We start from the raw sequence: 25,668 nt of genomic DNA, 5'->3' as shown, positions 1-25,668 counted from the left end.
GTTCCTGCCGCCCATGGCAAGGTGGCGAATGCCTCAGGCCGCCTCGCCCAGCCGCACCAGCGCCCGCTGGTGCGAAGCGTGGATGTTGTCGCGCTCCGGCATGGTGCCTTGGGCGAGATGGGCCAGCCATTCGTCGGTGGTCATCACCGCGGCGAAGCGCGACTGCTCCACCACCGCGAACACGCGATGGATCTCCTCGGCCGTCGCGGTGCCGGCGCGGTTGGCGTAGGGCACGCTGCCGGAGGCGTCCATCAGGAATTCCACCGCCAGGCCCGCGTCGAACGCATGCTTGATCGTGGTGTCGTTGCAGTTGTGGGTCATGTAGCCCACCACCGCCAGGGTGTCGATGGCGTGCGCTCCGAGCCAGTCGCCGAGGTCGGTGCCGGCGAAAGCGCTGGGCAGCACTTTGCGCAAGTAATGTTCGTGCGGACGGCTGGCGACGACCGCATGCAATTCCCAGCCGCGCGAGCCGGTGGCGAACAGCGGCGCATCGGCCGGCGACGACTGCTGCACCACGATCACCGGGATGCCCGCGGCGCGCGCCGCATCCATCGCACGACCGATGTTGCGCAGCGAATCGGCTACGGGCGGGTACTGGATGCGCAGTCCGCCGCTCTCGTATTCGTTCTGCACGTCGACCACGATCAGTGCGCGGCGCGGCTTGCTGACTTCGTTCATGGCGGTTTTCCTCGGATGGAAGGGACAGGTTCGTCCCGGTGGCGCCATGATCCGCGCACGAAGGTTCGACCAGCAGTGGCCTGATTGCCAATCTTGGTTAGAATCGGGCCAATCGATGCGGAGGTTGCGAAATGGCCAGGACACGCGTGGCGGTAGTGGCGTTCGACGGAATACGGCCTTTCCATCTGTCGGTGCCGTGTGCGGTATTCGGCGAGACGGCCGGCGACGAGGCATCGCCCTTCGATCTGCGTGTGTGCGCCGCCGAGCCCGGCGAGCTGCGCAGCCAGGCGGGTTTCGGCATCGTGGCGCAGCATGGGCTGCGCACCCTGGCCTGGGCCGACATCGTCGTGGTGCCGTCGTGGCGCGATCTGGGCGAGGCGCCGCCAGCGCCTCTGCTGGCCGCGCTCAGGCGGGCGCACGCGCGCGGCGCGCTGGTGGTGGGCCTGTGCTTGGGCGCCTTCGTGCTGGCCGAGGCCGGCCTGCTCGACGGCCGGCGCGCCACCACACATTGGCGCTGGGCCGCGCGCTTCGCGGAACGCTATCCGCAGGTGCAGGTCGAGCCCGGGGTCCTCTATGTGGACGAGGGCGACGTGCTCACCTCGGCCGGCACCGCCGCCGGCATCGATTGCTGCCTGCACGTGCTGCGCCGCCGCCTCGGCGCAGAGGCGGCCAACCGCATGGCGCGCACCCTGGTGGTACCGCCGCACCGGCAGGGCAGCCAGGCGCAATACATCGAGCAGCCGGTGCTGGCGACCGCACGCGACACGCCGCTCACGAAGGCGCTGGACTGGGCCACGCGCCATCTCGGCGAGGCGCACAGCCTCGATTCGCTGGCCCTGCGCGCCGCCATGAGCCGGCGCAGCTTCACCCGCCATTTCCGCCAGCACACCGGCACCACCGTGGGCCAGTGGCTGCTGGCGCAGCGACTGGCACTCGCCCAGCGCCTGCTGGAAACCACCGCCCAGCCCATCGAACGCATCGCCGAACGCACCGGCTTCGGCACCGCGCTGTCCATGCGCCAGCATTTCGGCGCCATGCTGCACACCACGCCTTCGCTGTACCGCCGCGAGTTCCGCGGCGGTTGACGGATCACTTCGCCGGCAAACCCAGCTCCTGTGCGAAGAACGTCAGCATCAACGCCGTGTTGCCCACGCGCTGGCTGAAGGGCGCGCCGATGCCGTGGCCGGCGTCCATGCGGGTGAGCAGCAGCACCGGCAGGCCCGAGCTGGTGGCGTTCTGCAGCGCCGCGGCGAACTTGCGCGACTGCCACGGCGATACGCGCGGATCGTTTGCACCGGTGGTCATCAGCACGGCGGGATAGGCGGTGTGCGCCTGCACGTTCTGCAGCGGCGAGTAGGCCAGCGTGGCCTTGAACTGAGCGGGGTCGGCCACGGTGCCGTACTCGGGCACGTTGTAGGCGCCGTTGGCGGATTCGGTCTCGTGGCGGATCACGTCGTAGATGCCCACCATGCTCACCACGGCGCGGTAATCCTGCGGATGCTGCACCAGCGAGGCGCCCATCAGCAGGCCGCCGTTGCTGCCGCCGAGGATGCCGAGGTGCTGGCGGTCGGTCCAATGCGAAGCGGTCAACGCCAGCGCGGCGGCGTGGAAGTCGTCGAACACGTTCTGCTTGTGCAGCTTCTGGCCCTGTTCGTGCCACAGCTCGCCGTTCTCGTTGCCGCCGCGGATGGTGGCGAACGCCAGCACGCCGCCGCGCTCCAGCCACGCCAACTCGGGGCCGACGAAGCCCGGCGCCACGGGAATGTCGAAGCCGCCGTAGCCGTAGAGGATGGTGGGCCGCGTACCGTCCGGCGTCACGCCTTTCATCGCCAGTACGGTGACCGGGATCTTCGTGCCGTCCTTCGAGGCGCCCTCGATGCGGTAGGTCTGGATCTGCGAGTAATCGGCTGCGGCCTTCACCTCGAACACGGTCTTGAGCGTACCGTCCTTGGCGTCGTATTCGGCCCAGCGCGAGGGCAGCGTCCAGCCGCCGTAATCGACGAGCGCCTGCGGCTGGCCCCGCTCGGCCGCGATGCCGCCGATGCCGATGCCGTGGGCGGGCAGCGGCAGGCGGCGCACGAATTTCGCGGACTCGTCGTACTGCTCCACCCACCAGTCCGGCCCCCAGCTGCGCACCACCAGGAAGCCGTCGGCGACGGGCGCCACGTTCTGCAGTGCGCCTTCGCGCTGGTTCAGCACCTGGTGCGCGCCGCCGTTCGTATCCACCGCGAGCAGCTTGCCGCGTGGCGCGCCGGCGAAGCTGGCGACGTACAGCTGCTGGCCGACCCAGTTGGCGAAACGCACGTCGGCTTCGTTGCCCAGCACCTTCCTCCATTCCACGCCTTCGCGCAGCCACACTTCGGCGGGGCCGCCATCGCCCGCGTTCGCCAGTACGGCGAGCTGCCTGGCGCCGGGCGAAGCCAGCAGGCGGTATTCGGCCACCTTGGAGAAATCCTTGCCGAATACCGTCGCGTCCTTCGCGGCCGCTTCGCCCAGCGCGTGGTGCGCCAGCGCGGCGTTGAACTGCACCACGTCCTTGCCTGCGGGCGGCGGCGGAAAGCGCACATAGGTGAAGCCCTTCTCGTTGGCATCCCAGGCCACGTCCTGCGGCGTGGTGCCGCCCCCGGCCCAGGGCAGCGCATCGCGCAGCGTCTTGCCGCTGGCGACGTCGAGCACATGGAGGGTGGTGAGTTCGCTGCCGCCCTCGGCGGTGCCGTAGGCGAGGTAGCGCCCGCTGGGTGAAGGCCAGTAGCCGGTGATCGCGGTGTTGCCGCCCTTGGCATTGAGGTCCACCAGCACGTGCGGCGTGCCGTCCGGCCACCGCTGCGCCATCAGCTGCGGTTGCGGCTGCGGCGGCGTCTCCTGCAGGTAGAACAGCGTGCCGCCGGCCAGCAGCGGCGCGGAGCGCGTGACCGAGGTGATCGCCAGCTGCTGCACGCGCGCGCTCATCGCCTTGCCGTCGCGCATCGTGCCCAGCGTGTAGTCGGTGTAGCGGTTCTGTCCGGCGATCCACTGCCGCACCGCGGGCGCGTTGCCGTCTTCCAGCCAGCGGTAGGGATCGGGCACGCGCACGCCGTGCAGCACGCTGGCGTCGTCGCGCTGCGGCGACGCAGGCGGCTGCGAGACGTGCTCGCCGATCAGCGGTACGTCGTTGCGCGGCACGTCGGGAATCTGCTGGGCGGTGACGGCGTCTGCCGCCATGACGACGGCCAGCGCGAGGGAAAGAACGAGTACGGGACGCATGCGGGTTCTCCGGGAGCTCGGTCAGCCTGCGAGCCTACTCCCGCACCCCGAGGCCGCGCACCTGACTTCCGGCACTGGGAGGGCCGCGCATGCCACGGGCTCGTTTATGCTGGCTCTTTACGTTGCAAGGACTACCCATGCGCCGCCTGCTGCTTGCCAGCCTGATCGCCCTCGCCGTGCTGCCCGCCGCTACCCTGGCGGCCGCGCCGGCATCCGCTCCGCTGGACCTGGAAACCATCATGGCCAGCCCCGACTGGCTGGGCCATGCCGTGGAAAGTCCCTACTGGAGCGTGGATGGCCGCAGCCTCTACTACAGGCTGCAGCGCGACGGCGACAGCGTGAGCGACCTCTACCGCGTCGGCGCGGAAGGCGGCGCCAGCAGCAAGCTCGATGCCGCGGCGATGGCGCAGGCCGAGGGCGCGCCGGTGTACGACCGCAGCCACACGCATGCGGCCTTCATCCTGCATGGCGACGTGTTCCTGGTCGACCTCGCCAGCGGCCGTCGCGTGCAGGTCACGCGCTCGCTGCAACCCGAAGCCGCGCCGCAGTTCAGCGCCGATGGGCGCGCGCTGCAATTCCGCGACGGCAACGACTGGTACAGCTACGACCTGGCCAGCGGCGTCACCGCACCCGCCGCCATCCTGAAGTTCGCCGACGACCCGCAGGCGGCCGAGCCCGATGCGCTGGCCCGCCAGCAACTCGCGCTGTTCAGCACGCTGCGCGAGATCAAGGCCGACCGCGACGCGCATCGCGCGCAGCAGCAGGCGCTGGCCGCCGCCGACGCCGGTCGCGCGCCGCAGCCGTTCTGGCTGGGCAACGGCATCAAGGCGGCGGACACCGAACTCTCGCCCGATGGCCGCTGGATGCTGGTGGTCACCGAACCCGCGCATCACGACGACGGCAAGGCGCCCGACGTGATCCATTACGTCACCGACTCGGGTTACACCGAAGCGGAGGCGGCACGCACCTACGTGGGTCGCGACGATCCCGCGCCGCAGTCGCTGCTGCTGCTCGACCTCGGCGCGCACAAGGTGTGGCCGCTCAAGACCGATGCGTTGCCCGGCATCAAGGACGACCCGCTCAAGGTCATCCGCGACCAGACCATCGCTGCGCTGCAGAAGGCCGGCCACGACGACGAAGCCAAGGCATTGCAGGCGCCCGCGCTGCGCCCGGTCACCATCGCCAGTGACGGCAGCGGCGGCGGCATCGCGTGGAGCGACGACGGCAACCAGGCCGCCGTGCAGTTGCGCTCCATCGACAACAAGGATCGCTGGATCGCCAGCGTCGACTTCGCCAATCACTCATTGGTATCGCAGGATCGCCTGCGCGACAACGCGTGGATCAACTGGAGCTTCAACGACTTCGGCTGGCTCAAGGACGGCCGGACGCTCTGGTACCTCAGTGAAGCCAGCGGCTGGTCGCGCCTCTACGTCAAACCGTTGGGCGGCGCCGCCAAGGCACTCACCGACAACACCAAATTTGAGGTCAGCCAGCCGCAGCTCAGTCCGGACGGCAAGTGGTTCTACGTGCTGACGAACAAGGTGGCGCCATACAGCTACGACGTGTATCGCGTGCCGGCCAGCGGCGGCGAACTCGCCCGCGTGACGCAGTACGAAGGCGCGGACGGCTTCGCGCTCTCGCCCGACGGCAGCCGGCTCGCCGTGCTGCATTCCGCGCCCTACCTGCTCGACCAGCTCGCCGTGCAGCCGGCCGGCGGCGGCACGCCGCGCGAACTCACCGACACCATGAAGAGCGGCTTCACTGCGCGCCCATGGGTCCAGCCGCAGTTCGTCGAAGTGCCCTCCTCGCACGGCGCCGGTGTGGTCTACGCAAAGTACTACGGCCCCGCCAACGAAACTGACGCGCACGCCTCGCGCCCCGCCGTGATCTTCGTGCACGGGGCGGGCTACCTGCAGGATGTGTCGAAGCAGGAGACCTATTACGTCCGCGAGCAGATGTTCCAGAACCTGCTGGTGCAGCAGGGCTACGTGGTGCTGGACATGGACTACCGCGGCTCCGCCGGCTACGGCCGCGACTGGCGCGACGCGATCTACCGCAACATGGGCCACCCGGAACTCGAAGACCTGCTCGACGGCAAGGCGTGGCTGGTCAAGCAGCACGGCGTCGATCCCAAGCGCGTGGGCATCTACGGCGGCAGCTACGGCGGCTTCATGACGGAGATGGCGCTGCTGCGCGCACCCGGCGAATTCGCGGCGGGCGCCGCGCTGCGCCCGCCGGCGGACTGGGCCACCTACAACCACGAATACACCTCGAACATCCTCAACGATCCGCAACTCGATCCCGAGGCGTACAAGACCAGTTCGCCGATCGAGTACGCGCAGAACCTGCAGGACCCGCTGCTGATCGAGCATGGCCTGATCGACAACAACGTGATGGCCAGCGATTCGATCCGCCTGTACCAGCGCTTCGTGGAGCTGCACAAGAAGAACTTCTGGATCTCGCTGTATCCGCTGGAGCGCCACGAGTTCGAGCATGCGGACGACTGGTACGACGAATACCGGCGTATCGACGAGTTGTTCAATACCTACGTGAAGCAGCGCGCGGACTGAAACATCTGGCACGCCCGGCAGTTCGCAACGACGAACCGCCGGGCGTGTGATTCACGCTTGCAACGTCAGCCCAGCTGCCCGCATCGCTTCACCGACGTAGACGAACATCGCCGGGTCCATACCCTGCGCCGCCATCGCCTGCGGTTTCTTGTGGTAGGTATCCTTCATCTTGCGCACGAGGCTGGCGTCACCGCCGCTGAATGCGTTGACCAGCGCGTGCCAGCGGCGGCCCAGTTCGATAACGGCAGGGTCGTCCGCCGGCGTGCCGGCATCCATCGCCGCACGCACCTGCGCGATCAGCGGCGGCCACTGCTGCTGATACTTCTGCATGTTTTCGGCGCCGTGCCGTTCGGCGCGCAGACGCAGCTGCTCGCGCTCTTCCGCGGTGAAGTGCTGGCCCAGCAGCTCTCCGCTGCGCCGGAACTCCGCCAATTGTGCCTCGGTGAAACACACATCAAGTTCTTCGCTCATCCGGATGCCCTCCAAAAGTTGTTCGATATCGGTGGACGATGCCGGGTCCAGCCGCCGCCACGCCTGCTCGAGCGTGGCCAGCGCCGCTGACTTGCTGCGTACCTCGCGCCGCAAGGCCACGATGCGCGCCTCGATCAGCGCCGTCGCCGCTGCTTCGCGCAGCAACAGGGCGCCGATCTCGGCCAGCGTGAAGCCGGCGCGGCGCAGCACCGCGATCTCGGCCAGACGCGCCAATGCCCGGGTGCCGTACAGGCGATAGCCGCTGGCCGAACGTGCATCGGGTGCCAGCAGGCCACGGGCTTCGTACAGACGCAGTGCCTTGGCGGACATGCCGGTGCGTTCGGCGATCTGGCCGATGCGCAAGTACTCGGTAGTGGCGGCGGATTTCGACATCGGATGAGGACACTACGGCTTGCCCTTGGGGCAAGGTCAAGCGGCATGTTCAAGCGTGCAGATTGCGCGCCAGCATGTAAACCGCCACCGCAATGACGGCGAACGCGAACACCAGGTTGAGCGCGCCGCGAGTGCGCGCCAACCGCTGCGCCAGATGCGCGCCCAGCCAGCCGCCGACGATGCCGCCGGCCACGAACAGCGCGGCGATGCGCCAGTCGACCAGGCCGGAGGCGGCGTAGTTGATCGCGGTAGTCGAGGCGAACGCGCCCACCGCGACCAGCGAGCTGCCGATGGCGGCGATGATTTCCATGCCGCTGGCGAAGATCAGCCCCGGCACGATGAGGAAACCGCCGCCGATGCCGAAGAAGCCGGACAGCGCGCCCGCGCCGAACCCGGTAGCGGCGAGACGGGGAAACAGTCGCGGCTTCGGATAGCTGCCGTCCGCCGTATTGCGCCGTCCACGCAGCATCAGCGCCGCCACCACCAGCATCAGCACGGCGAACAGCGCGAGCAGGTGGTGGCCGTCCACGCGCTTGCCCAGCGTGGAACCGGCGAACGCACCCACCACGCCGGCGGCGGCGAACGTGAGTGCGGCCGGCCAGCGCACGTGGCCGGCGCGCGCATGCGGCAGCAGGTTGACGAAGGCATTGGCCGCGACGGCTACTGCGCCGGTGCCGATCGCAAGGTGCGGGTTGTCGTGTAGACCGACCACGTAAAGCAGCATCGGCAAGGCGAGGATGGAGCCGCCGCCGCCGATCAGCGCCAGCGAAAAGCCCACCAGCGAGCCGCAGGCCAGCGCCAGCAGGTCGGCCAACATCAGGACGATGCGTCCGCGCGATGCAGCACTGCGGGGTTCAACACGTAGCCGGCATCGGCGGCGATGCCTTGGATGCTGTCGTCGTCCAGCGTGCCCGCCATCGCCAGCGCCCACAGGTGGATGGAGCGCGTTCCGCTGCGGCAGAACGCCAGTACCGGCGCGGGCAGTGTGCGCAGAGCCTCGGCAAACGCAGTGATATCGGCGTCATGCCATTGCCCGGAGACGACGGGCAAGTAGTGCCATGCGAGGCCATGCGCAGCCGCGGCTTGCGCGAGTTCGGCACTGGCCGGCTGGTCCGCGGCTTCGCCATCGGGGCGATTGCAGACCAGGCTGCGCCAGCCCTGCGCGGCCAGCGTGGCGATGTCGCCCGCATCGAGTTGCGGAGCCACGCCGAACGTGGGGGTGAGGCGATGGATTTGCGCGGTCATTTCGACGCCTCGCTGCCGAGCAGGTGCCCGTTCACCGTGGTGCCGTACAGCGACATCGGCGTGTCGTGGTACTTCGCGCGGGTGGCGGCGACGTCGCCGGCGTAGCGCGGGTCCTGCGGGCGTTCGTGCGCATCCATGTACATCGCCACGTCCCACGCGTCCTGGTCGCTGAGCGTGCCGCCGCGGCTGAGCGGCATGTTGGCCTTGATGAAGGCGGCTGCATTGTCGAGCTCGTGCATGCCCGCGCCCCAGTTGAAGGATTGCGGGCCCCACAACGGCGGGAACACGTTGCGGTCGTTCACCTGCTGGCCCTGGCCATCGGCGCCGTGGCATAGCGCGCAGTCCTTCGCGTACACGACGGCGCCGCGCGCGTAGTCGGGCGGTTGCGGCGGTTTGAAATCCTGCTTGGGATAGCCGGCGCCGGCCAGCTTCACGCCGTTCGGCGCGCCCTTGCTCATCCACCACGCGTAACTTTCCAGCGCCACGATGATATCGCTGTCCAGCGGCGGCGCCTTGCCGTTCATGCTGTAGCGGAAGCAGCCCTGCAGGCGTTCGCCGAAGCTGTTGACGTGGCCGTTCTTCTTGCGGTATTGCGGATACATGCCCCACGCGCCCCACAGCGGCGCAGAGTTGGCCAGGCGGCCTGCATCGAGATGGCAGTTGCTGCAGCTGAGGCCGTTGCCGACGTAGTCGTGGGCTTGTGCGGGCGTATCGGTGAAGATCGCGCGGCCCAGGCGGATCTCGTCGCCCAGCGGGCCGGCAGGGATGTCGGAGTCGGCAGGTGGCGCGAAGGCGGGTGCGGCCGGGTGCTTCACGGGAGCGCTCGCGACGCTGGCGGCAGGCGCGGGCTTGGTGGCGCCTGGCGTTTCCGCAGCCGGATGCGAGCACGCGGCGAGCGTCAGGGTCGCGAGCAGGGCGACGGGCAGCCGTTTCATGGCGTACTCCTTCACGGCCCGTTTCCCCGGGCCGGCAGCGGTTGCGCGGCAAACCAGCCGGCCACGGCGTCGATCTCCTGCGGCGTGAGCTGTTTGGCGACGTGCTGCATCAGTTGCAGCGGATCGTTGTGGCGCGTGCCCTGTTGCCACGCCCGCAACTGCGATGCGATGTACGCGGCAGGCTGGCCGGCCAGCGGCGGAAAGTTCGCGCCCACGCCCACGCCGCCCGGTGCGTGGCATTGCACGCAGGCGGGCAGGTCGCGGCTCCAGTCGCCGCGCGCGGCGAGCCGTTCGCCGTCGGCATCGGGCTTGGCTGCCGGCGGTGTGGCGAGGCGTGCGGGCAACGGCAGTGCGCTGTAGTACTTCGCCAGCGCGGCGCGTTCGTCCTCGCTGAGTGCGCTGGCGTTCGGCTGCATCACCGGATTGGCGCGCGCGCCGCTGGCGAAGTCGTCGAGCTGCTGCTTCAGGTAGGCGGCATCGAGGCCGGCCAATCGCGGAAAGCCCGTGGCGCTGTTGCCGCCACCGTCGGGTCCGTGACAGGCCATGCAGGGTGCGGCGCCCTTGCCGTTGCCTTGTTGGGCAATCGATGCGGCATCGGTGGCGCCGGCCCCCAGCGGAATCAGCAGGGCGAGAAGCCCGAGAGTACGCAGCATGGGCATCACCTTACTTCGGCGGCTGGAAGCCGTATTTGCGGTAGATCGCCTGCGCCGCCGGGCTCTGCATGAAGTCGAAGAAGTCCTTCGCCGCCTGCGGATGCGGCGCGGCCTTCAGACGCGCCACGGTGTAGATGCCGACGGCGTTCTGCGCCGCGGGTATCGCCACGGTGTCCACCGGATGGTGCAGGATCTGCTGCTGGAAGTACGCCTCGGTGGACCACACCGGCGCCGCATCGGATTCGCCCTGCAGCACGCGCAGCGGCGACTGGCGATGGTGGATGGTGGTGAGGAAGGTGCTGCCGTCCTGCACCTTGGTGACCATGATGGCGTGATCGAGCGCGTCGCCGCCGGCCTTGCGGTAGCCATCCTCGATCTGCTTCGCGATGCCTTCCCACGCCGGGTTCGGCATGCTCACGCGCACGTCGGGGCGGCCGAGGTCCTTCAGCCCTTCGATGTGCTTGGGGTTGCCCTTCGCCACCAGGATCGCCAGCGGGTTGCGCGCGTAGTCGGCGCTGTCGGCGAACCAGCCGTGCTGCATCTGCAGCCGGTCGACGGCGCCCTTGCCCGCCGTGTAGACGTCCGGCTTCAGCGCGAGGCGCAGGTTGCCCATCACCAGCACGCCGCTGCCGATCTGCTTGGCGAGGATGCCGGGCGGCAGGGTTTCCACGAACACGCGCTGGTATTCGGGGTGCGCCTGCTTGAACGCGGCGACCAGGTCGTGCACCACCATGAACTGGTTGCCGGCGAAGAACACGGTGAGCTGCGGATCGACCACGTCGCCGTGCAGGTCGGCGATGGCGTCGAACGGCGGCACGCTGAACTGCATGCCTTCCGGCGGCGGGTTCCACGGCGGCAGGTAATCGGTCTTGGCCTGGCCGGCGGCCTGGGCGCTGCAGGCGAAAGCGAGCAGGGTCGCCAGGCATAGGGATCGTGAGCGTGCTCGTTTCATCGGGTTCTCTTCGAGAGCGACAACGTTGGCCTGCTGTTCGAAAGCATGGCCTGTGCTTTTCCGGTTCGCCGAATCCAGCGTGGCTGCCTCGGTTCCGTTCGGTCAGACGCACAGCGCGTCCAGTCGTCGCCGAGCCTCCCTGGCTCGGCAGGCGATTGTCTGCGGCGACCGTTTACAGCGGCATCAGCGTGTAGCCCTGGTGCTCCAGCGTCGTGACCGTGGTGAGCAGGGACAGCGCGAGCGTGACGCGGCTGTCTTTCCAGGCGTAGTCGAACTTGTGTTCGGCCCAGGCTTGGCCGCACACGGCGATGTCGATGCCGTTCTTGCGCAGCTGCTCGATCACCGGCAGGTTGGGATTGGCCACGCCGAACTTCTGCTTGTAGGCGTCGTCGTTGAGCGCGATCGCCGTCGCCGGGCCGGCGGCGACGGCCACGAACTTCAGGTGGTTCACCGGCACGCCGGACTGCGCGTACAGGTTCACCGTGCGCGCCACGCGCTCCAGGGCGGGGTTGACCTCGTCCGGCTTGGCGGAGGGCATGGTCATCGTGAACACCACCTTGTAGGTGGCATTGCGATCTGGCTGGTAGGCGGCCTGCGGCAGCGGATGGATCTTGCCGGCGGCCGTGATGACGGGGGTTTGCCAGAAGCCGGCATCGTCCGCCATTGCGGCGGCGGGCAGCAGGCTGAGCGCGAGCAGGCTGGCAAGCAACGGACGGAACATGGCGATCTCCCCATTCGATGGTGGCGTGGATACGTGTCGTCGCATGCTATGCCCGCCCGTGCCGATAAGCCAAGACGGTTTTCGTGATTCCGGCGATAAGTGCATCTGATGCGGCACCGGTGGCGCCCGGCCATGCTTCAGCGCACTCCGCGCACCGGCAGGATGGCCCAGGCGCCCAACGAGACGAGGATCGCCGCCGCCACGAACAGCGCGGCATAACTCCCGTGGCTGACCGACAGGATGGCCGGCGCGACTGCCGGCATCAGCGATTGCGGCAGGACGTTGGCGATGTTGAAGATGCCGAGATTTCGGGCGGCATGGGTTTCGCGTTCCGGCAACACGTCGGTCACCAGGGCGAGGTCGGCGGCGAGATAGACGCCTTGTGCCATGCCGGTGATCGCCATGCCGGCGAGGAACCAGGCATACGAAGCGGCGAAGGCGATCATCAACAAAGCCAGCGCATAGACCAACGCCGCACCGGACACGAAAGCCCTGCGCCGCCCGCTGGCATCGGACAGGCCGCCGCCCACGGCGCTGGAGATCGCTACCGCGCAGGACTGCACCAGGGTGGACAGGAAAATCAGCCGCGGCGCATCGGCCGGGGCGCGGCCCAGCTGATGGATCAGGTAGAACTCCTGGTAGGTCATCAGCAGCGCGACCCCTGCGTAGAGCAGGAAGCGGCTGCTCCAGGCCCAGGCGAAATCGGGGAAGCGCAAGGGGTTGATCCAGAAGCTGCCCAGGAATCCGCGCCATCCGTAATGCGGCCGCTGCGCCGCCGCCAGTCGCAGATCGGGCAGCGCCCAGGCCAGGGCGAGCGCGCTGGCCGTTGCGATCGCGGCTGGCACCAGGAAGATGGCCAGCGTGGAAGACGCGAGGGCCTCCACCAGGAAGGTGCCGGCCACCATGCCCAGCGGCAGGCTGATGCCCACCACGCCGGACACCGTGCCGCGCTGCTCCGCCGGTACCTGGTCGGCAAGGATCGCGGCCAGCGCGGCCAACTGTGCGTTGTAGGCGAGCTGCGCGATGCACCAGCCCAGCAGGAGCTGCGGCACCGAGGCGGCCTGCGCGACGATCGCCAGCCCCGCCGCGCCACCCAGGGCGCCGGCGATCAGCCAGGGCCGGCGCATGCCGAAGCGCGAAGTCGTGCGGTCCGACAGGCGCCCGAAGAACGGGTTGCCGAACAATGCCAACAGCGCGCCCACGCCCACGACCAGCGACAGGCTGCCGGTCGCGTGCGCCGGGTCGATCTCGCGCACGCGCATCGCCAGGCCCACCAGGATGGGCGGCAGCAGCGCCATCCACAGGCCGGTATAGGCCGCGCCGTAGACCGCGATGAAGGGCCAGCCGATGCGGCGTGCGCGCAGCGTTCCGCCGGAGGTCGTCCCGGCATGCGGGAGCCTGCGCGTCGCAGCTTCGGCCTTGTCGTCGGTCACCGTCATTCGCATCCCGCTCATCCGTCGGAGCCGGATGAGCGCGGCGACGGTATGGGATGAATCCTAAGGCTTCCTGGGCGCCGCCGTGGATGCGCGCAGCTGCACTTCGTAGGGCACGCGCGCCTGCTGGCGCAGGGCCGGGTCGCGGATCGACTGCAGGACGCTTTCGACGGCCTGGCAACCGATCTCCCGGCACGGCTGGCGCACCGTGGTCAGGCCGGGCGAGATCAGCTGCGATACCGGCGTGCCGTCGAAGCCGCAGACCGACAGGTCGCCGGGAATGGCGAGCCCGCGCTCGTAGGCTTCGCGCATCACGCCGCAGGCCATGTCGTCGTTCGCCGTGAAGATCGCCGTGGGCGCACGCCGCCGGTCGAGCAGCGCCTTGGCGCCGGCCATGCCCGATGCGAAGGTGAAATCGCCCTCCACCACCAGTGACTCGTCATACGCGATGCCCGCCTTGCGCAACGCATCGCGATAGCCGCTGAGGCGCCAGGTGCGCGCGCCGTGCCCGTGCAGTCCGGTGATGTGGGCGATCCGGCGGTGCCCCAGCGAAATCAGGTGCTCGACGATGTCCGCCGCCGCCCGGCGCTCGTCGAAGCCGATGTCGATGCGCGACTGGCGCAACTTCGAGGAGACCGTGGAATAGCGTATGTCCAGTTCGTCGAGGCGCTGCAGCAGCTTGGCGTTGTTCGCATGGGGCGGCACCAGCACCAGCGCGTCCGGGCGGTGCGTCGCCACGAAGCCGTCGATCTGCGCAGCCAGATCGTCCGCCGTGTCGAAGGGGTGCAGCACGGCGTTGTAGGGCGTCCCTTTGCACGCCTGCAGCACGCCCACGATCAATTCCATCGTGTAGCTGGAGCCTGCCATCGGGTTGTCGTACAGCAGCGCGACCAGGTACGAGCGGTTGCCCGCCAGGCCGCGCGCCGACGGATTGGGCACGTAATTGAGAGCGCGGATCGAGGCTTCGATGCGCGTGCGCAGCGTGGCGCGCACGCTCGGATGGCCGTTGAGGACACGTGACACCGTCTTGGTGGACACGCCGGCATGCGCGGCGACGTCCTCGATTCTCGCAGGCATCTAAAGCCCACCCCTGTATGGCTTGCAACGACCCATGCTAACCCATGCGCAAGGCGCGCATCCACGTGAATTTCCTCCGTTCCGGTCAAAAATACCAGCGCTGGTATTTTCTGTTGACAGCGCTGGTACATTTGACTAGCTTGCCACGGGCGAGGAAGCCCTCGGGGCGAGGGGAGTGGCCTGTCCGGCGAGCGCGCCATGCGGTGGCGTCGCCGGATCCGACCCGGCAGTCGGAGCGATGCTTCTCTTGATCGATGGCGGCGTGGCATGCGTGCTCGATGTCCTGCCGTGGGGCCAGCGGGGGCTGGCGGAAGGGTTTGAAGTAAGAGGCGGGCGGATGGGCCGGGGCAAAGGGGCCGCATCCGCCGTGCGTTCACTGGTAACTGGGGAGATACGAAGTGAAGAAGCCATCCATGGATCCGCAAACGCGCGGCGCCGGCCAATTGCGCCTGCTGCCCTTCGCGATTGCGATGACGTTGCTCGCAGTCGGGCAACTGCATGCACAAACCGCGCAGCCCACGCAGCAGGCGACCGACCAGGCCGCGCCCGCGGCGAAGAAGGACGTCAAGGACAAGAAGAAGGACGCCACCACGACGGCCGACGAGAAGGAGGCGAAGCAACTCACCGGCATGACCGTCAACGGCTTCTCGGGCAGCTTGAACCGCGCGCAGGAAATCAAGCGTTATGCCGACACGGTGGTCGACGCGATTTCGGCGCAGGACGCCGGCTCGCTGCCCGACACATCGGTCACGGAAGCGCTGCAGCGCGTGCCCGGCGTGGCCGTCAGCGCCTTCGGCATCGCGGCCGATCCCGACCACTTCTCTATCCAGGGTTCGGACATCAGCCTGCAGGGCCTGCCCTATACCAGCACGCTGTTCAACGGCCGCGAGGTGTTTTCCGCCGGCGGCGGCCAGGGGCTGAATTTCGCCACGGTGTCGCCGGAGCTGATCGGCTCGGTCGTGGTGAGCAAGAACCAGACGGCGGACATGATCGAAGGCGGCATCGCCGGTTCGATCGACCTGAATACGCGCAAGCCTTTCGACAGCAGCAAGGACACGCAGGCGTCCTTCACCGTCGGTAACTACTGGGGCAGCCTGGACAAGAAGGGCACGCCGCAGATCTCCGGCTTGCTCAGCCACAATTGGGATACCGACATCGGCCGCTTCGGCGTGCTGGGCAACATCGCCTACGACCGCATCGACCAGGCCGACAACGCGATCTCGCTGGTCGATTTCCAGCGGCGCTGCAACGGTTGCACGCTGCCGGGTTCGCGCAACGACGACTTCCCCGGCCTGGCGCCCGGCCAATATGCGTACGTGCCGATCGGCGGCGACCTGCGCACCCAGGACGAGACCAGCACGCGCTTCGGCAGCGTGTTCGCGGCGCAATGGGAAAGCCCGGACAAGGCCTGGCAGGCCACGCTGGAATGGGATCGGGTTTCGGACACGGAGACCACCTACGAGCACACCCTGCAGGCGTCGACGGACGGTTGCGCCTGGTCGGATCCCAATCAGTGCGACATTCCGCTGGCGGGCACCTACCCCACGTTCAATTCCCAGGGCGTGTTCCAGTCGGGCATCGTCACGGCGCTGCCCAGCCAATACAACTATCCGTCCGCTTACGGCGGCCTGCCCACGCAGCTCGACAGCACGGCTTTCAGGAACCGCTACGTCACCAACGACTACAGCTTCAACCTGAAGTGGAACGTCAACGACAGGCTGCATCTGAGCGCCGACGTGCAGGACACGAACTCCACCTACGACAACTTCTATTACTACATCCGCCAGTTGACCATGGCGAACTGGGACATCGCCCTGCACGGCAACAACGTGCCCAGCGTCAGCTTGCTGTCGCCGGACCCCAACGAAACGACGGCGCAGTATTTCGCCAACCCCAACAACACCTACTGGGCGGCGGCGCAGGATCACCAGGAGCACTCCTGGGGCAACCAGCGCGCCTTCCGTCTGGACGGCACCTTCGACGTGGACAAGGGTTTCCTGGACAACCTGCAGTTCGGCGTGCGGCATACCGACCAGAGCGAAGTGGTGCAGAACTCGGCCTACAACTACGAGGCCGTCAGCTCGCCCAGCCCGGGGATCAGCGTGGTGACCGCCGCCAACACGCCTGGCGACACCTCCCCGTACCACATCAACCTGCCGGCCTTCAGCGGCGGCGACTTCGGCGTCGTCGCGCCCTACTTCAACCTCAATCCGCTCACGCAGTTCCAGCAGGCCGCCAACGTCATCCAGCAGATCAACCAGCAGTGGTTCGCGATGAACCCCGGCATGGCGGGCGGCCCGTACTACACCAACTTCCAGCGCGAGCAGTACGTGGCGGGCGACGTCTTCGTGCCGGGCACGTATTACCTGCCGCAGGAAATCGCCTCGAACGAGGAGAAGACCAACGCCGCCTATGTGCGCCTGAATTTCGGCAACGACAACACCGATTTCCTCAGCGGCCTGCAGATCAGCGGCAACATCGGCCTGCGCTACGTGCATACCCAGGACGACGCCTCGGGCTTCCTGCTGCTGCCGAACATGAACCAGACGCTCAACGGCAAGACCATCGCGGAGTATTGCCAGCAGAGCGTGAGCGGCCCGGCGCCGCAGCCGGGCACGTTCTGCGCGCTGACGCCGGCGCAGCAACAGCAGTACGTGAACTTCGCCAATGGCGCGTACACGCCGATCAACGCCAGCAACTCGTACGGCAACTGGCTGCCCAGCTTCAACCTGGCCATCGGCTGGACCAGCGACCTGATCACCCGCTTCGCGTTCTCCGAGTCGGTCTACCGGCCGACGCTCAACCAGCTGCAGGCGGGGCAGACGGTCAGCGGCCTGCTTCCATACGGCACCAACGGCAGCACCGCGCCGACCCTGTCGAACGGCTACACCGGCGCGAACCCGTACCTCAAGCCGATCACCGCGCACAACTTCGACCTTACCCAGGAGTGGTACTTCGGCAATGTCGGTTCCTTGTCCGGCACGCTGTTCTGGAAGCAGCTGGACAACACCATCCAGTACATCACCCATGTCGTCGACACGACGGTGACGAACAACGGCGTGAGCTATCCGGAGCAGTACACGGCGGGCCTAGCCAACCTGAGGCAGAAGGGCAGCGTGGGCGGCGTGGAGCTGGCCTATCAGCAGAAATACGATTTCCTGCCAGGCTGGCTGTCCGGCTTCGGCACGCAGATGAATTACACCTACATCAAGCCGCACGGGCTGGGCTTCGGTTCGGTGGACTACTGCCCCTCCGGCTACGTGGCGCCCACGCAGTGCATCAACCAGCTCAAGCTGCCGCCGTCCGAACTGTCGCGCGATACGTACAACTTCACCGTGTATTACGAGAAGGGTCCGCTGTCCGCGCGCCTCGCCTACAACTGGCGCTCGGCCTTCCTGATCACGGGACAGGAGGCGGACTATCCGTTCCTGCCGGTGATGGCCGACTCCCAGGGCCAGCTGGACGCTTCGTTGATCTACGCGCTCAACGACCACGTCAAGATTTCGCTGCAAGCGGCCAACATCCTGAACTCCACGTTCAAGACGCGGGAGATCGTCAACACCGACGGGCTGGAAGTGCCCAAGGGCTTTTTCCGCGACGACACCCGCTACAACCTCAGCCTGCGCGCGAGTTTCTGACGGAGCGCGCCCGGTATGTCGTGCGGGCACGTGCCCGCACGGGATGGACCCTCTCCCCTTGCCGTCATTCCCGCAAAGCCGGGGATGGCGGCTTTCTTTGTCTGAGCCTCGGACCGGCACGAGCGATGGCTGAATTCGGCACGACCAGACCAGGCAAGGCACGAAGCCGTTGGTTGGCTGGCATGACGGCATGCTTGCTGGTGGGTGCGTGCGCGTCGCCTGTGGTCTTCGCGGGAGCATGGCCGTGGCCGGATGCCGACACGGTTTCTTCCGAGACGACACTCCGGACGATGGCGAACGCCGGCTGCAACGCCATCGCATCCCGCGTCGATGCAGTGCCGGGAGGCACGCCGCTCCTGTTGCGCAGTTACGACAGCCTGCGCGGACAGGGTGCGCCCGACCTGGCGCCCCTGCATTCGGCAGCCTTCACCTACGACAACGCACTGGCCGTCATCGCCCTGCTCGCCTGTCAAAGGAAATCGCAGGCCGAGCGCATCGGCGAGGCTTTGCGCCTCGCGGCGATCAACGACACCCGCCTGCGCGATGCCTACCGCGCCGGTGTCGTCGAAGGTCGCAAGCCGTTGCCGAACGGCTGGTGGGACGCGCAGCGGAAACGCTGGATCGAAGCCGCGCACGAGTATTCCGGCGCCTACCAGGACGGCACTTCATGCGGCAACGTCGCGTGGACGGCGCTGGCATTGCTGGCGTTGCACGACGCCACCGGCGAGGCGCGCTGGCGCGACGCGGCGGTGCGTCTCGCCGACTGGGTGGCGGCGCACGCATCGGATGCGCGCGGCGCGGGCGGCTTCGATGGCGGCATCGAATCCTGGCTGCTGGTGCCGCGCACGGCGTCGTGGAAATCGACCGAGCACAACATCGACCTCGCCGCACTGTTCGGCTGGCTCGCCCGTATCGCCGCGCCCGGCGGCGACTGGCCTGTACAGTCGAAGCGCGCACTCGTCTTCGTCGCCGCGCAATGGGATGCGCCGAGCGGGCACTTCTGGATGGGCACCATGCCGGATGGCGCGACGCCGCTGCGCTCGCCATCCGCCCTCGACGTGCAGCTCTGGGCACAGCTCCTGCCGGATGCGCCGAAGGCATGGCAGCGCGCGCTGGGCTGGGTAGAGCGCATGCATGCCGTCAACGGCGGCTTCGATTTCACCGACGTGCGCGACGGCTTGTGGACGGAGGGCACCGCACAGGCCGCGCTGGTCTATCGCCGGCTCGGCCACGAAGCCGAGGCGGACACGCTGTTCGCGGCTATCGCGCAACAGGCTTCGCCGGGCGGGTTCCTCTACGCCACGCGCGAACCGCGCATCACGGCGGCCTACTCCTTCTACTACCGCCGGCCGCATCTCGCCGCGACGGCATGGGCGATACTCGCCGCGTCGAACCGCAATCCTTACGTGCCCGCTGAAAGGCATTGAAGCCTTTCGATTCGCCGCTTCGCGAAGAACGTACGCAGCTCAAGCGGCCACGGCCGCAGCCCGCTCGAAGTAGCGGGCTGGCGACTGCCCATAGGCACGCCGGAACATCGCGATGAAGGCGCTGGTGCTGCCGTAGCCGGCGGCTTCGGCCACCTGCGCCACCGGCATGCCTTCGGCCAGCCGCTCCAGCGCGCGGCCCAGCCGCGCCTGCTGGCGCCATTGCGCGAAACTGAGCGCGGTCTCGTGGCGGAACAGCCGGCTGAGGCTGCGCACCGACAGGCCGGCGCGTTCGGCCCACGATTCCAGGCTGCGGTTGTCCTGCGGCGCCTGCAACACCGCGTGCGCGATGCGCAGCAGGCGGCGGTCGATCGGCATCGGCAGGTGCAGAGGCTCCTGCGGTGCACGGCGCAGCTCGTCCAGCAGCACGCCGCACACCCGTTCCTGCTCGGGCTCCAGCCGTTCGGCGAACGCCCAGCTGCTGGCGCGGCGGACCAGCGCGCGCAGCAGCTCGCTGCTGCCGATCACGCAAGGGCGGTCGGGCAGGCCGGCGCAGGCCTCGGGTGTGAGGAACACGCCCCAGCCGCTCATCGGCCCGCTCACGCTCACCGTGTGCAGTTCGCCCGGCGGCATCCAGCCCGCGCGATGCGGCGGCAGCAGCCACGAGCCATAGCGGGTGCGTGCGTGCACCAGGCCGCTTTCGATGCAGTAGATCTGCCCGCGCAGGTGGCGGTGCCAGTCGTGGGTGCGGGTTTCGCCGCGCTGTTCGCTGGCGGCCTCGCCCTGGTCCCAGTAGGCGATCACGGCGGGACCGTCCGCGCGTTCGATGCGGTCGTGCAACTGCTCGTGCCAGGAACCCATGTCCGATTCTCGCTATTTGTTGACCAAATAACGTTATCAGTTTGCAGGCGTGCGTGCGTAAGCTGGCCGGCAGCCGATGTCCCCGCCGGCCCGTGTCACCGCTGCCATCGCTCGCGGTTCCTGTCTCCCGTTTCCAGCCCGCCCGGCGCCCCTCCGGAGAACCCGCATGTCCACGTCCACGCTGTCCGTCGCCACTCCGTTCCGTTCCCCGCTGGAGACCTTCGTGGCCTGCGCCCACGAAATGCTCGATCCGGCCACGCCCGAGGCCGTGCGCCGCCGCGCCGAACCCCGCCTGGTAGCCGTGCTGCCCACGCTGCAGGCGCTGGGGGTGTTCGAGCTGTTCACCATTCGCGACACCGCCTTGCGCCGGCTGGTGCAGGACGAGCTAGAAGCGCGCCAGCCATGCCAGGGCTGAATTTTGCCGAGACAAAATTGGCCGGACATATATTTGCCTTGACAAATATTCTTTCGGCAATAGAATGCGCGGCTGTGAACACTGTATCGACCCCTGCTTCCTCCAGTCCCCGCGAAAGCCTGGGCGTGCTCCTGGGCCTCGTGCGTACCGAACTGGTGCGCGCCATGGAGGCGGAAATCGCCGCCAAGGGGCTGGATCTGAAATTCACCCAGTTCCTGATACTGAAGCGGCTGGCCCTGCTGGGGCCGATGAGTGCCACCGAACTGGCCCGCGCAGTGGAACTGGATGGCGGCGCGATGACCCGCCAGCTCGACCAGCTCGAGCGCAAGGGCTACCTGCGCCGTTGCCCGCACGAACAGGACCGGCGCGCGCTGCGCATCGAGCTGACCGCCGAAGGCAACGCGCTGTGGCAGCACCTCACCAGCTGCAACGATCGCGTGCTCGCCGCGGCGCAGGCTTCGCTGAGCGCGGACGAGCGCGCGCACCTGCACGATTACCTGGAGCGCGTGCTTAGCGCGCTCCGCACCAAGAACTGACTTTCCAACGAGACCGAAAGCTCATGCGCCTGCACCTCCTTGCGGCAGCGGTCGGATTGACCTTCGCACTGGCCGGCTGCGCCAGCAGCGGCGGCCTGCATCCCGACGGCACGCCGATCGCCCCGTCCTCGCTGAAGGCCACGCAAAGCCTGGCGAACGTGCCGGCCAATGCGGCCTGGCCGTCCGCCGACTGGTGGACGGGCCTCGGCGATCCGCAGCTCGACGCGCTGATCACCGAAGCGCTGGCCGACAACCCCTCGCTGGCCGTGGCCGATGCCCGCGCGCATCAGGCGCAGGCCGTGGCGGGCGCCAGCGACGCCGCGCGCGAGCCCACCTTCAACGTGGGCGGCAGCGTGGCCTACGCACGCATCCCCACCACTCTGCCGGGACTGGGCAACGGCCACCTGACGCCGGCCCGCTACGTGTACGGCAGCTTCAACTGGGACATCGACCTGTGGGGTGGCAAACGCGCCGCCTGGGAAGCGGCGGTGGGTCAGGCCCGCGCCGCCGAGGTCGAAGCCCGCGCCGCGCGCGTGGAACTCTCCGCCAACGTGGCCCGTGCCTATGTGCAGCTGGGCTACGCGTATACGCAGCAGGATCTGGCCAAGGCCGAACTGGATCGCGCCGATGCGTCGCGCAAGCTCACCGCGCAGCGCGTGGCCGCCGGCATCGACAACCAGATGCAGCTGAAGCAGGGCGACGCCGAAGTGGCGAGCGCGCAGGAACAGCTGGCGGTGGCCGCCCGCGCGATCGATTCCGCACAGTCGGCGCTGTCGGTGCTGCTGGGCAAGGGCCCGGACCGCGGCCGCGAGATCGGCCGTCCGCAGCTGCTGTCGCCCGCGGAACTTGCCGTGCCGACCAATCTTCCGGTGGACCTGGTGGGCCATCGCGCCGACCTGGTCGCCGCGCGCTGGCATGTTGAAGCCGCGGGCAAGGACATCAAGGCCGCCAAGACCGAGTTCCTGCCCAACCTCAACCTGGGCGCGATGGTCGGCCTGATTTCGATGGGCGAGGCCAGCCTGTTCCAGCTGCCGGCGCGCTTCTACGACGTGGCGCCGGCGGTGAGCATGCCGATCTTCGACGGCGGCCGCCTGCGCGCGAACCTCTCCGGCAAGGACGCGCAGTACGAACTCGCGGTGGCGCAGTACAACCAGACCCTGGTGCGCGCCATCAACGACGTGGCCGACGACGTCGATGCGCTGCAATCGCTGCAGCAGCAGGCCGAAGCGCAAGGGCGCGCACTGACGGCCGCCCGCGACGCCGAACAGCTGGCCGAGCAGCGCTACAAGGCCGGCGTGGGCAGCTACCTGGAAACGCTCAGCGTGCGCCAGCAACTGCTCGAGGCCGAGCAGCGCATGGCTGCGCTGAAGGCGCAGCAGAGCGACCAGTCCGTGCAGCTGATCCTCGCGCTGGGCGGCGGCTACCGCCCCGAGGCCGACCAGCCGCCGCCCGCGTCGAACACTTCCGATTCCCCCGCATCCGAACAGCATCACTGAGGCAGACCCCATGTCCAGCCAGAACCCTACCGCGGCCGCTGCGCCGCAGAACAACAAGCGCGGCTTCCTGCTGCGCGCGCTCGCCGCGGTCGTGGTGCTTGCCGCGATCGCGTGGGCCGTGTGGTATTTCGTCGAAGGCCGCTGGTACGAGGGCACCGATGACGCCTATGTGAGCGGCAACGTGGTGCAGATCACGCCGCAGATTCCCGGCACCGTGGTCACCATCGGCGCCGACGACGGCGACCTGGTGAAGCAGGGCGACGTGCTGGTGAAGCTCGACAAGTCCAACGCCGACGTGGCGCTGGCCAGCGCCAAGGCCAACCTCGCCGCCACCGTGCGCAAGGTACGCGGCCTGTACAGTGCGGTCAGCGGCGCCGAGGCCAGCGTGGCGGTGCAGAAGGTGGCGGTGCAGAAGGCGCAGGCCGACTACGACCGCCGCGTGGCACTGGCGAAGACCGGCGCGATCTCCGCCGAGGAGCTGTCGCACGTGCGCGACGCGCTGACCGCCGCGCAGAGCGCGCTGATCACCTCCGAGCAGCAGCTCCAGACCAACAAGGTGCTGGTGGACGACACCGTGGTCGCCTCGCACCCCGACGTGCAGGCCGCCGCCGCGCAGCTGCGCTCTGCGTACCTCGACGACCTGCGTACCACCATCGTCGCGCCGGTGACCGGCTACGTGGCGATGCGTTCGGTGCAGTTGGGCCAGCGCATCGCGCCGGGCACGCCGCTGATGGCGGTGGTGCCGCTGCACCAGGTGTGGATCGACGCGAACTTCAAGGAGACCCAGCTCACCCACATGCGCATTGGCCAGGCGGTGGAGATCCGCTCCGACGTGTACGGCAGTGCGGTGAAGTACGACGGCAAGGTGGAAAGCCTGGGCATCGGCACCGGCAGCGCGTTCTCGCTGCTGCCCGCGCAGAACGCCACCGGCAACTGGATCAAGATCGTGCAGCGCATCCCGGCGCGCGTGGTGTTCACCGATCCGACCCAGCTGGACAAGCACCCGCTGCGCATCGGCATGTCGCTGGACGTGGAGGTGAATCTGCACGACCAGAACGGCCCGATGCTGGCGCAGGAGCCGCCGACGCAGCCGGCCTTCAGCACCGACGTGTACGAGCAGCAGGCGGCCAAGGCCGACGCGCTGATCGCGGAGATCATCCACGCCAACATGGCGGGCAATTCGAAGTAATGAAAGGACCCCTCTCCCGCTTGCGCGGGTGGGGTTGGGGGAGAGGGTTGGCAGCATCACGCCTGGCACGCGCCCTCTCCCGCCCTTCGGGCACCCACTTCCGCAAGCGGGAATGGGACATGCCTAAACCATGACCGACACGGTTCCATGAGCACCCATTTCCGTCCGCCGAATCTCGCCGTCACCACGATCGGGTTGTCGCTGGCCACCTTCATGCAGGTGCTGGACACGACCATTGCGAACGTGTCGCTGCCGACCATCGCCGGCAACCTCGGCGTGAGCAACGACCAGAGCACCTGGGTCATCACCTCGTTCGCGGTGAGCATGGCGATCTCGCTGCCGCTCACCGGCTTCCTCACGCGCCGTTTCGGCGAGGTGAAGCTGTTCGTGTGGTGCACGCTGCTGTTCTCGCTCACCTCGTTCCTGTGCGGCGTGTCGCAGAGCATGGGCATGTTGCTGCTGTTCCGCGCGCTGCAGGGTGCGGTGGCCGGGCCGATGTATCCGATCACGCAGAGCCTGCTGATCAGTACCTATCCCACCGAGAAGCGCGGCATGGCGCTGGCGCTGCTGTCGATGGTGACGGTGGTGGCGCCGATCGCCGGCCCGATCCTGGGCGGCTGGATCACCGACAACTATTCGTGGCCGTGGATCTTCTTCATCAACGTGCCGATCGGCATCTTCGCCAGCGTGGTGGTGGCGAACCAGCTGCGCGGCAAGGCGGAGAAGCTGGAGCGGCCGCGCGTGGACTACGTAGGCCTGGTCACGCTGATCATCGGCGTGGGCGCGCTGCAGATCGTGCTGGACAAGGGCAACGACGAGGACTGGTTCAATTCGGGCTTCATCATCGTGACCAGCATCGTGGCGGCGATCTCGCTGGCGGTGTTCCTGATCTGGGAACTCACCGACAAGGACCCCATCGTCGACCTCAAGCTGTTCCGCCACCGCAACTTCAGCGCCGGCACGCTGGCGCTGGTGCTGTCCTACTCGGCGTTCTTCTCGATCTCCCTGCTGGTGCCGCTGTGGCTGCAGCAGAACCTGGGCTACACCTCCACGTGGGCCGGCTTCGCCACCGCGCCGCTGGGCATCATTCCAGTGCTGCTCACGTTCTTCGTGGGTAAGTACGCCACGCGCATGGACCTGCGCCTGCTCGCCGCGGCGTCCTTCGTGGTGATGGCCGGCACCTGCTTCATGCGCTCGGACTTCTACCTGCAGGTCGACTTCTATCACGTGGCGATGGTGCAGCTGTGGCAGGGTCTGGGCGTGGCGCTGTTCTTCATGCCGGTGCTGACCATCCTGCTGTCCGACCTGCAGCAGAACGAGATCGCCGCGGGCTCGGGCCTGGCGACCTTCCTGCGCACGCTGGGGGGCAGCTTCGCGGCCTCGATCACTACGCTGATGTGGACGCGCCGCGCGGTGACCCACCACGAGCAGCTCGCCGAACACATCAACCCGTTCAACCCGGCCGCGCAGAACGCGCTGGAGCAGTACGGGCACGGCAATCTGCAGCGCGGCGCCACCGCCTTGAACGGCATCATCACGCAGCAGGGTTTTCAAATAGCGTTCAACGAGATCCTGCACGCGTTGGGTTGGATCTTCCTGAGCCTGATCGTGGTGATCTGGCTGGCCAGGCCGCCCTTCACTCCGAAGAGTGGAGCATCGAGCAGCGGCGGACATTGAGGAATGCGACACGGCGTCGATCGACTCATGGGTTGAGTCCGATCGCCGCCGGCTTTGCGGA

General features: G+C 68.0%; 21 protein-coding genes. 9 read left to right on the top strand and 12 right to left on the bottom strand.

Annotation, left to right across the window (positions count from 1 at the left end):
- Positions 1-33: 33 nt before the first annotated feature.
- Positions 34-678: a cysteine hydrolase family protein gene (locus tag IHE46_RS06755; RefSeq protein ID WP_192163874.1), complete on the bottom strand. Its 645-nt coding sequence runs from the start codon at positions 676-678 to the stop codon at positions 34-36.
- Positions 679-809: 131 nt separating this feature from the next.
- On the opposite strand from IHE46_RS06755, the gene IHE46_RS06750 reads away from it, so the two are divergent.
- A complete protein-coding gene (locus IHE46_RS06750; protein WP_192163873.1) occupies positions 810-1,763 on the top strand; it encodes a helix-turn-helix domain-containing protein in 954 nt (317 codons plus the stop codon).
- Between the two features lie 4 nt (positions 1,764-1,767).
- Here the strand turns inward: IHE46_RS06750 and IHE46_RS06745 are convergent, their stop codons facing one another.
- The gene (locus IHE46_RS06745) at positions 1,768-3,921 is read right to left on the bottom strand and encodes a prolyl oligopeptidase family serine peptidase (protein ID WP_192163872.1); all 2,154 of its coding nucleotides are present in this window, start codon (positions 3,919-3,921) and stop codon (positions 1,768-1,770) included.
- A gap of 137 nt (positions 3,922-4,058) precedes the next feature.
- Between IHE46_RS06745 and IHE46_RS06740 the strand changes: the two genes are divergently transcribed.
- Complete coding sequence (locus IHE46_RS06740) at positions 4,059-6,491, top strand: prolyl oligopeptidase family serine peptidase (RefSeq protein ID WP_192163871.1); 2,433 nt, start codon at positions 4,059-4,061, stop codon at positions 6,489-6,491.
- A 51-nt stretch (positions 6,492-6,542) separates the two neighbouring features.
- On the opposite strand, the gene IHE46_RS06735 is transcribed toward IHE46_RS06740, so the two are convergent.
- From IHE46_RS06735 to IHE46_RS06695, 9 genes are all read right to left on the bottom strand, one after another.
- On the bottom strand, positions 6,543-7,355 hold the full coding sequence (locus tag IHE46_RS06735) for a MerR family transcriptional regulator (RefSeq protein WP_192163870.1): 813 nt from the start codon (positions 7,353-7,355) through the stop codon (positions 6,543-6,545).
- 49 nt (positions 7,356-7,404) lie between these two features.
- Positions 7,405-8,172, bottom strand: coding sequence for a sulfite exporter TauE/SafE family protein (locus tag IHE46_RS06730; protein WP_192163869.1), 768 nt, complete (start codon positions 8,170-8,172; stop codon positions 7,405-7,407).
- Positions 8,172-8,600: a TIGR01244 family sulfur transferase gene (locus tag IHE46_RS06725; RefSeq protein ID WP_192163868.1), complete on the bottom strand. Its 429-nt coding sequence runs from the start codon at positions 8,598-8,600 to the stop codon at positions 8,172-8,174. Before IHE46_RS06725 ends, IHE46_RS06730 begins: the two co-directional genes overlap by 1 nt.
- A complete protein-coding gene (locus tag IHE46_RS06720; RefSeq protein ID WP_192163867.1) occupies positions 8,597-9,535 on the bottom strand; it encodes a c-type cytochrome in 939 nt (312 codons plus the stop codon). Before IHE46_RS06720 ends, IHE46_RS06725 begins: the two co-directional genes overlap by 4 nt.
- Positions 9,536-9,546: 11 nt before the next feature.
- Positions 9,547-10,188, bottom strand: a complete 642-nt coding sequence (locus tag IHE46_RS06715) for a c-type cytochrome (RefSeq protein ID WP_192163866.1) — start codon at positions 10,186-10,188, stop codon at positions 9,547-9,549.
- Positions 10,189-10,198: 10 nt separating this feature from the next.
- Entirely contained in the window at positions 10,199-11,140 is a 942-nt protein-coding gene (locus tag IHE46_RS06710; protein ID WP_192163865.1) for a substrate-binding domain-containing protein, read from the bottom strand.
- 172 nt (positions 11,141-11,312) lie between these two features.
- Complete coding sequence (locus IHE46_RS06705) at positions 11,313-11,861, bottom strand: DsrE family protein (protein WP_192163864.1); 549 nt, start codon at positions 11,859-11,861, stop codon at positions 11,313-11,315.
- Positions 11,862-11,998: 137 nt separating this feature from the next.
- A complete protein-coding gene (locus IHE46_RS06700) occupies positions 11,999-13,315 on the bottom strand; it encodes an MFS transporter (protein ID WP_225562863.1) in 1,317 nt (438 codons plus the stop codon).
- 42 nt (positions 13,316-13,357) lie between these two features.
- Positions 13,358-14,371, bottom strand: coding sequence for a LacI family DNA-binding transcriptional regulator (locus IHE46_RS06695; protein ID WP_192163863.1), 1,014 nt, complete (start codon positions 14,369-14,371; stop codon positions 13,358-13,360).
- A gap of 413 nt (positions 14,372-14,784) precedes the next feature.
- Here IHE46_RS06695 and IHE46_RS06690 point away from each other — a divergent pair, with 413 nt between their 5' ends.
- Together IHE46_RS06690 and IHE46_RS06685 are read left to right on the top strand one after the other, a co-directional pair.
- Entirely contained in the window at positions 14,785-18,009 is a 3,225-nt protein-coding gene (locus tag IHE46_RS06690) for a TonB-dependent receptor (RefSeq protein ID WP_192163862.1), read from the top strand.
- A gap of 290 nt (positions 18,010-18,299) precedes the next feature.
- Positions 18,300-19,436 carry a hypothetical protein gene (locus IHE46_RS06685; protein ID WP_192163861.1) on the top strand — a complete coding sequence of 379 codons (1,137 nt, stop codon included), beginning with the start codon at positions 18,300-18,302 and terminating at the stop codon, positions 19,434-19,436.
- A 39-nt stretch (positions 19,437-19,475) separates the two neighbouring features.
- On the opposite strand, the gene IHE46_RS06680 is transcribed toward IHE46_RS06685, so the two are convergent.
- Complete coding sequence (locus IHE46_RS06680; protein WP_192163860.1) at positions 19,476-20,294, bottom strand: helix-turn-helix transcriptional regulator; 819 nt, start codon at positions 20,292-20,294, stop codon at positions 19,476-19,478.
- 166 nt (positions 20,295-20,460) lie between these two features.
- On the opposite strand from IHE46_RS06680, the gene IHE46_RS06675 reads away from it, so the two are divergent.
- From IHE46_RS06675 to IHE46_RS06655, 5 genes are all read left to right on the top strand, one after another.
- A complete protein-coding gene (locus IHE46_RS06675; protein WP_192163859.1) occupies positions 20,461-20,709 on the top strand; it encodes a hypothetical protein in 249 nt (82 codons plus the stop codon).
- A gap of 74 nt (positions 20,710-20,783) precedes the next feature.
- Complete coding sequence (locus tag IHE46_RS06670) at positions 20,784-21,245, top strand: MarR family transcriptional regulator (RefSeq protein ID WP_343229996.1); 462 nt, start codon at positions 20,784-20,786, stop codon at positions 21,243-21,245.
- A gap of 23 nt (positions 21,246-21,268) precedes the next feature.
- Positions 21,269-22,741 (top strand): efflux transporter outer membrane subunit, encoded by a 1,473-nt coding sequence (locus IHE46_RS06665; protein WP_192163857.1) that lies wholly within the window; start codon positions 21,269-21,271, stop codon positions 22,739-22,741.
- Positions 22,742-22,751: 10 nt separating this feature from the next.
- Entirely contained in the window at positions 22,752-23,930 is a 1,179-nt protein-coding gene (locus IHE46_RS06660; protein ID WP_192163856.1) for an HlyD family efflux transporter periplasmic adaptor subunit, read from the top strand.
- A gap of 147 nt (positions 23,931-24,077) precedes the next feature.
- The gene (locus tag IHE46_RS06655) at positions 24,078-25,607 is read left to right on the top strand and encodes a DHA2 family efflux MFS transporter permease subunit (protein ID WP_192163855.1); all 1,530 of its coding nucleotides are present in this window, start codon (positions 24,078-24,080) and stop codon (positions 25,605-25,607) included.
- Positions 25,608-25,668 lie beyond the last annotated feature (61 nt).

This window comes from Rhodanobacter sp. DHG33, assembly GCF_014843005.1.
GTDB lineage: Bacteria > Pseudomonadota > Gammaproteobacteria > Xanthomonadales > Rhodanobacteraceae > Rhodanobacter_A.
This window is presented reverse-complemented; position numbering and strand designations above follow the sequence as displayed.

Coding starts and splice junctions, on each gene's coding strand:
- IHE46_RS06725 (WP_192163868.1), bottom strand. CDS start 8,600: ATGACCGCGCAAATCCATCGCCTCACCCCCACGTTCGGCGTGGCTCCG.
- IHE46_RS06705 (WP_192163864.1), bottom strand. CDS start 11,861: ATGTTCCGTCCGTTGCTTGCCAGCCTGCTCGCGCTCAGCCTGCTGCCC.
- IHE46_RS06750 (WP_192163873.1), top strand. CDS start 810: ATGGCCAGGACACGCGTGGCGGTAGTGGCGTTCGACGGAATACGGCCT.
- IHE46_RS06660 (WP_192163856.1), top strand. CDS start 22,752: ATGTCCAGCCAGAACCCTACCGCGGCCGCTGCGCCGCAGAACAACAAG.
- IHE46_RS06715 (WP_192163866.1), bottom strand. CDS start 10,188: ATGCTGCGTACTCTCGGGCTTCTCGCCCTGCTGATTCCGCTGGGGGCC.
- IHE46_RS06755 (WP_192163874.1), bottom strand. CDS start 678: ATGAACGAAGTCAGCAAGCCGCGCCGCGCACTGATCGTGGTCGACGTG.
- IHE46_RS06745 (WP_192163872.1), bottom strand. CDS start 3,921: ATGCGTCCCGTACTCGTTCTTTCCCTCGCGCTGGCCGTCGTCATGGCG.
- IHE46_RS06665 (WP_192163857.1), top strand. CDS start 21,269: ATGCGCCTGCACCTCCTTGCGGCAGCGGTCGGATTGACCTTCGCACTG.
- IHE46_RS06700 (WP_225562863.1), bottom strand. CDS start 13,315: ATGAGCGGGATGCGAATGACGGTGACCGACGACAAGGCCGAAGCTGCG.
- IHE46_RS06680 (WP_192163860.1), bottom strand. CDS start 20,294: ATGGGTTCCTGGCACGAGCAGTTGCACGACCGCATCGAACGCGCGGAC.
- IHE46_RS06710 (WP_192163865.1), bottom strand. CDS start 11,140: ATGAAACGAGCACGCTCACGATCCCTATGCCTGGCGACCCTGCTCGCT.
- IHE46_RS06690 (WP_192163862.1), top strand. CDS start 14,785: ATGGATCCGCAAACGCGCGGCGCCGGCCAATTGCGCCTGCTGCCCTTC.
- IHE46_RS06655 (WP_192163855.1), top strand. CDS start 24,078: ATGAGCACCCATTTCCGTCCGCCGAATCTCGCCGTCACCACGATCGGG.
- IHE46_RS06730 (WP_192163869.1), bottom strand. CDS start 8,172: ATGTTGGCCGACCTGCTGGCGCTGGCCTGCGGCTCGCTGGTGGGCTTT.
- IHE46_RS06720 (WP_192163867.1), bottom strand. CDS start 9,535: ATGAAACGGCTGCCCGTCGCCCTGCTCGCGACCCTGACGCTCGCCGCG.
- IHE46_RS06735 (WP_192163870.1), bottom strand. CDS start 7,355: ATGTCGAAATCCGCCGCCACTACCGAGTACTTGCGCATCGGCCAGATC.
- IHE46_RS06695 (WP_192163863.1), bottom strand. CDS start 14,371: ATGCCTGCGAGAATCGAGGACGTCGCCGCGCATGCCGGCGTGTCCACC.
- IHE46_RS06685 (WP_192163861.1), top strand. CDS start 18,300: ATGGCGAACGCCGGCTGCAACGCCATCGCATCCCGCGTCGATGCAGTG.
- IHE46_RS06740 (WP_192163871.1), top strand. CDS start 4,059: ATGCGCCGCCTGCTGCTTGCCAGCCTGATCGCCCTCGCCGTGCTGCCC.
- IHE46_RS06675 (WP_192163859.1), top strand. CDS start 20,461: ATGTCCACGTCCACGCTGTCCGTCGCCACTCCGTTCCGTTCCCCGCTG.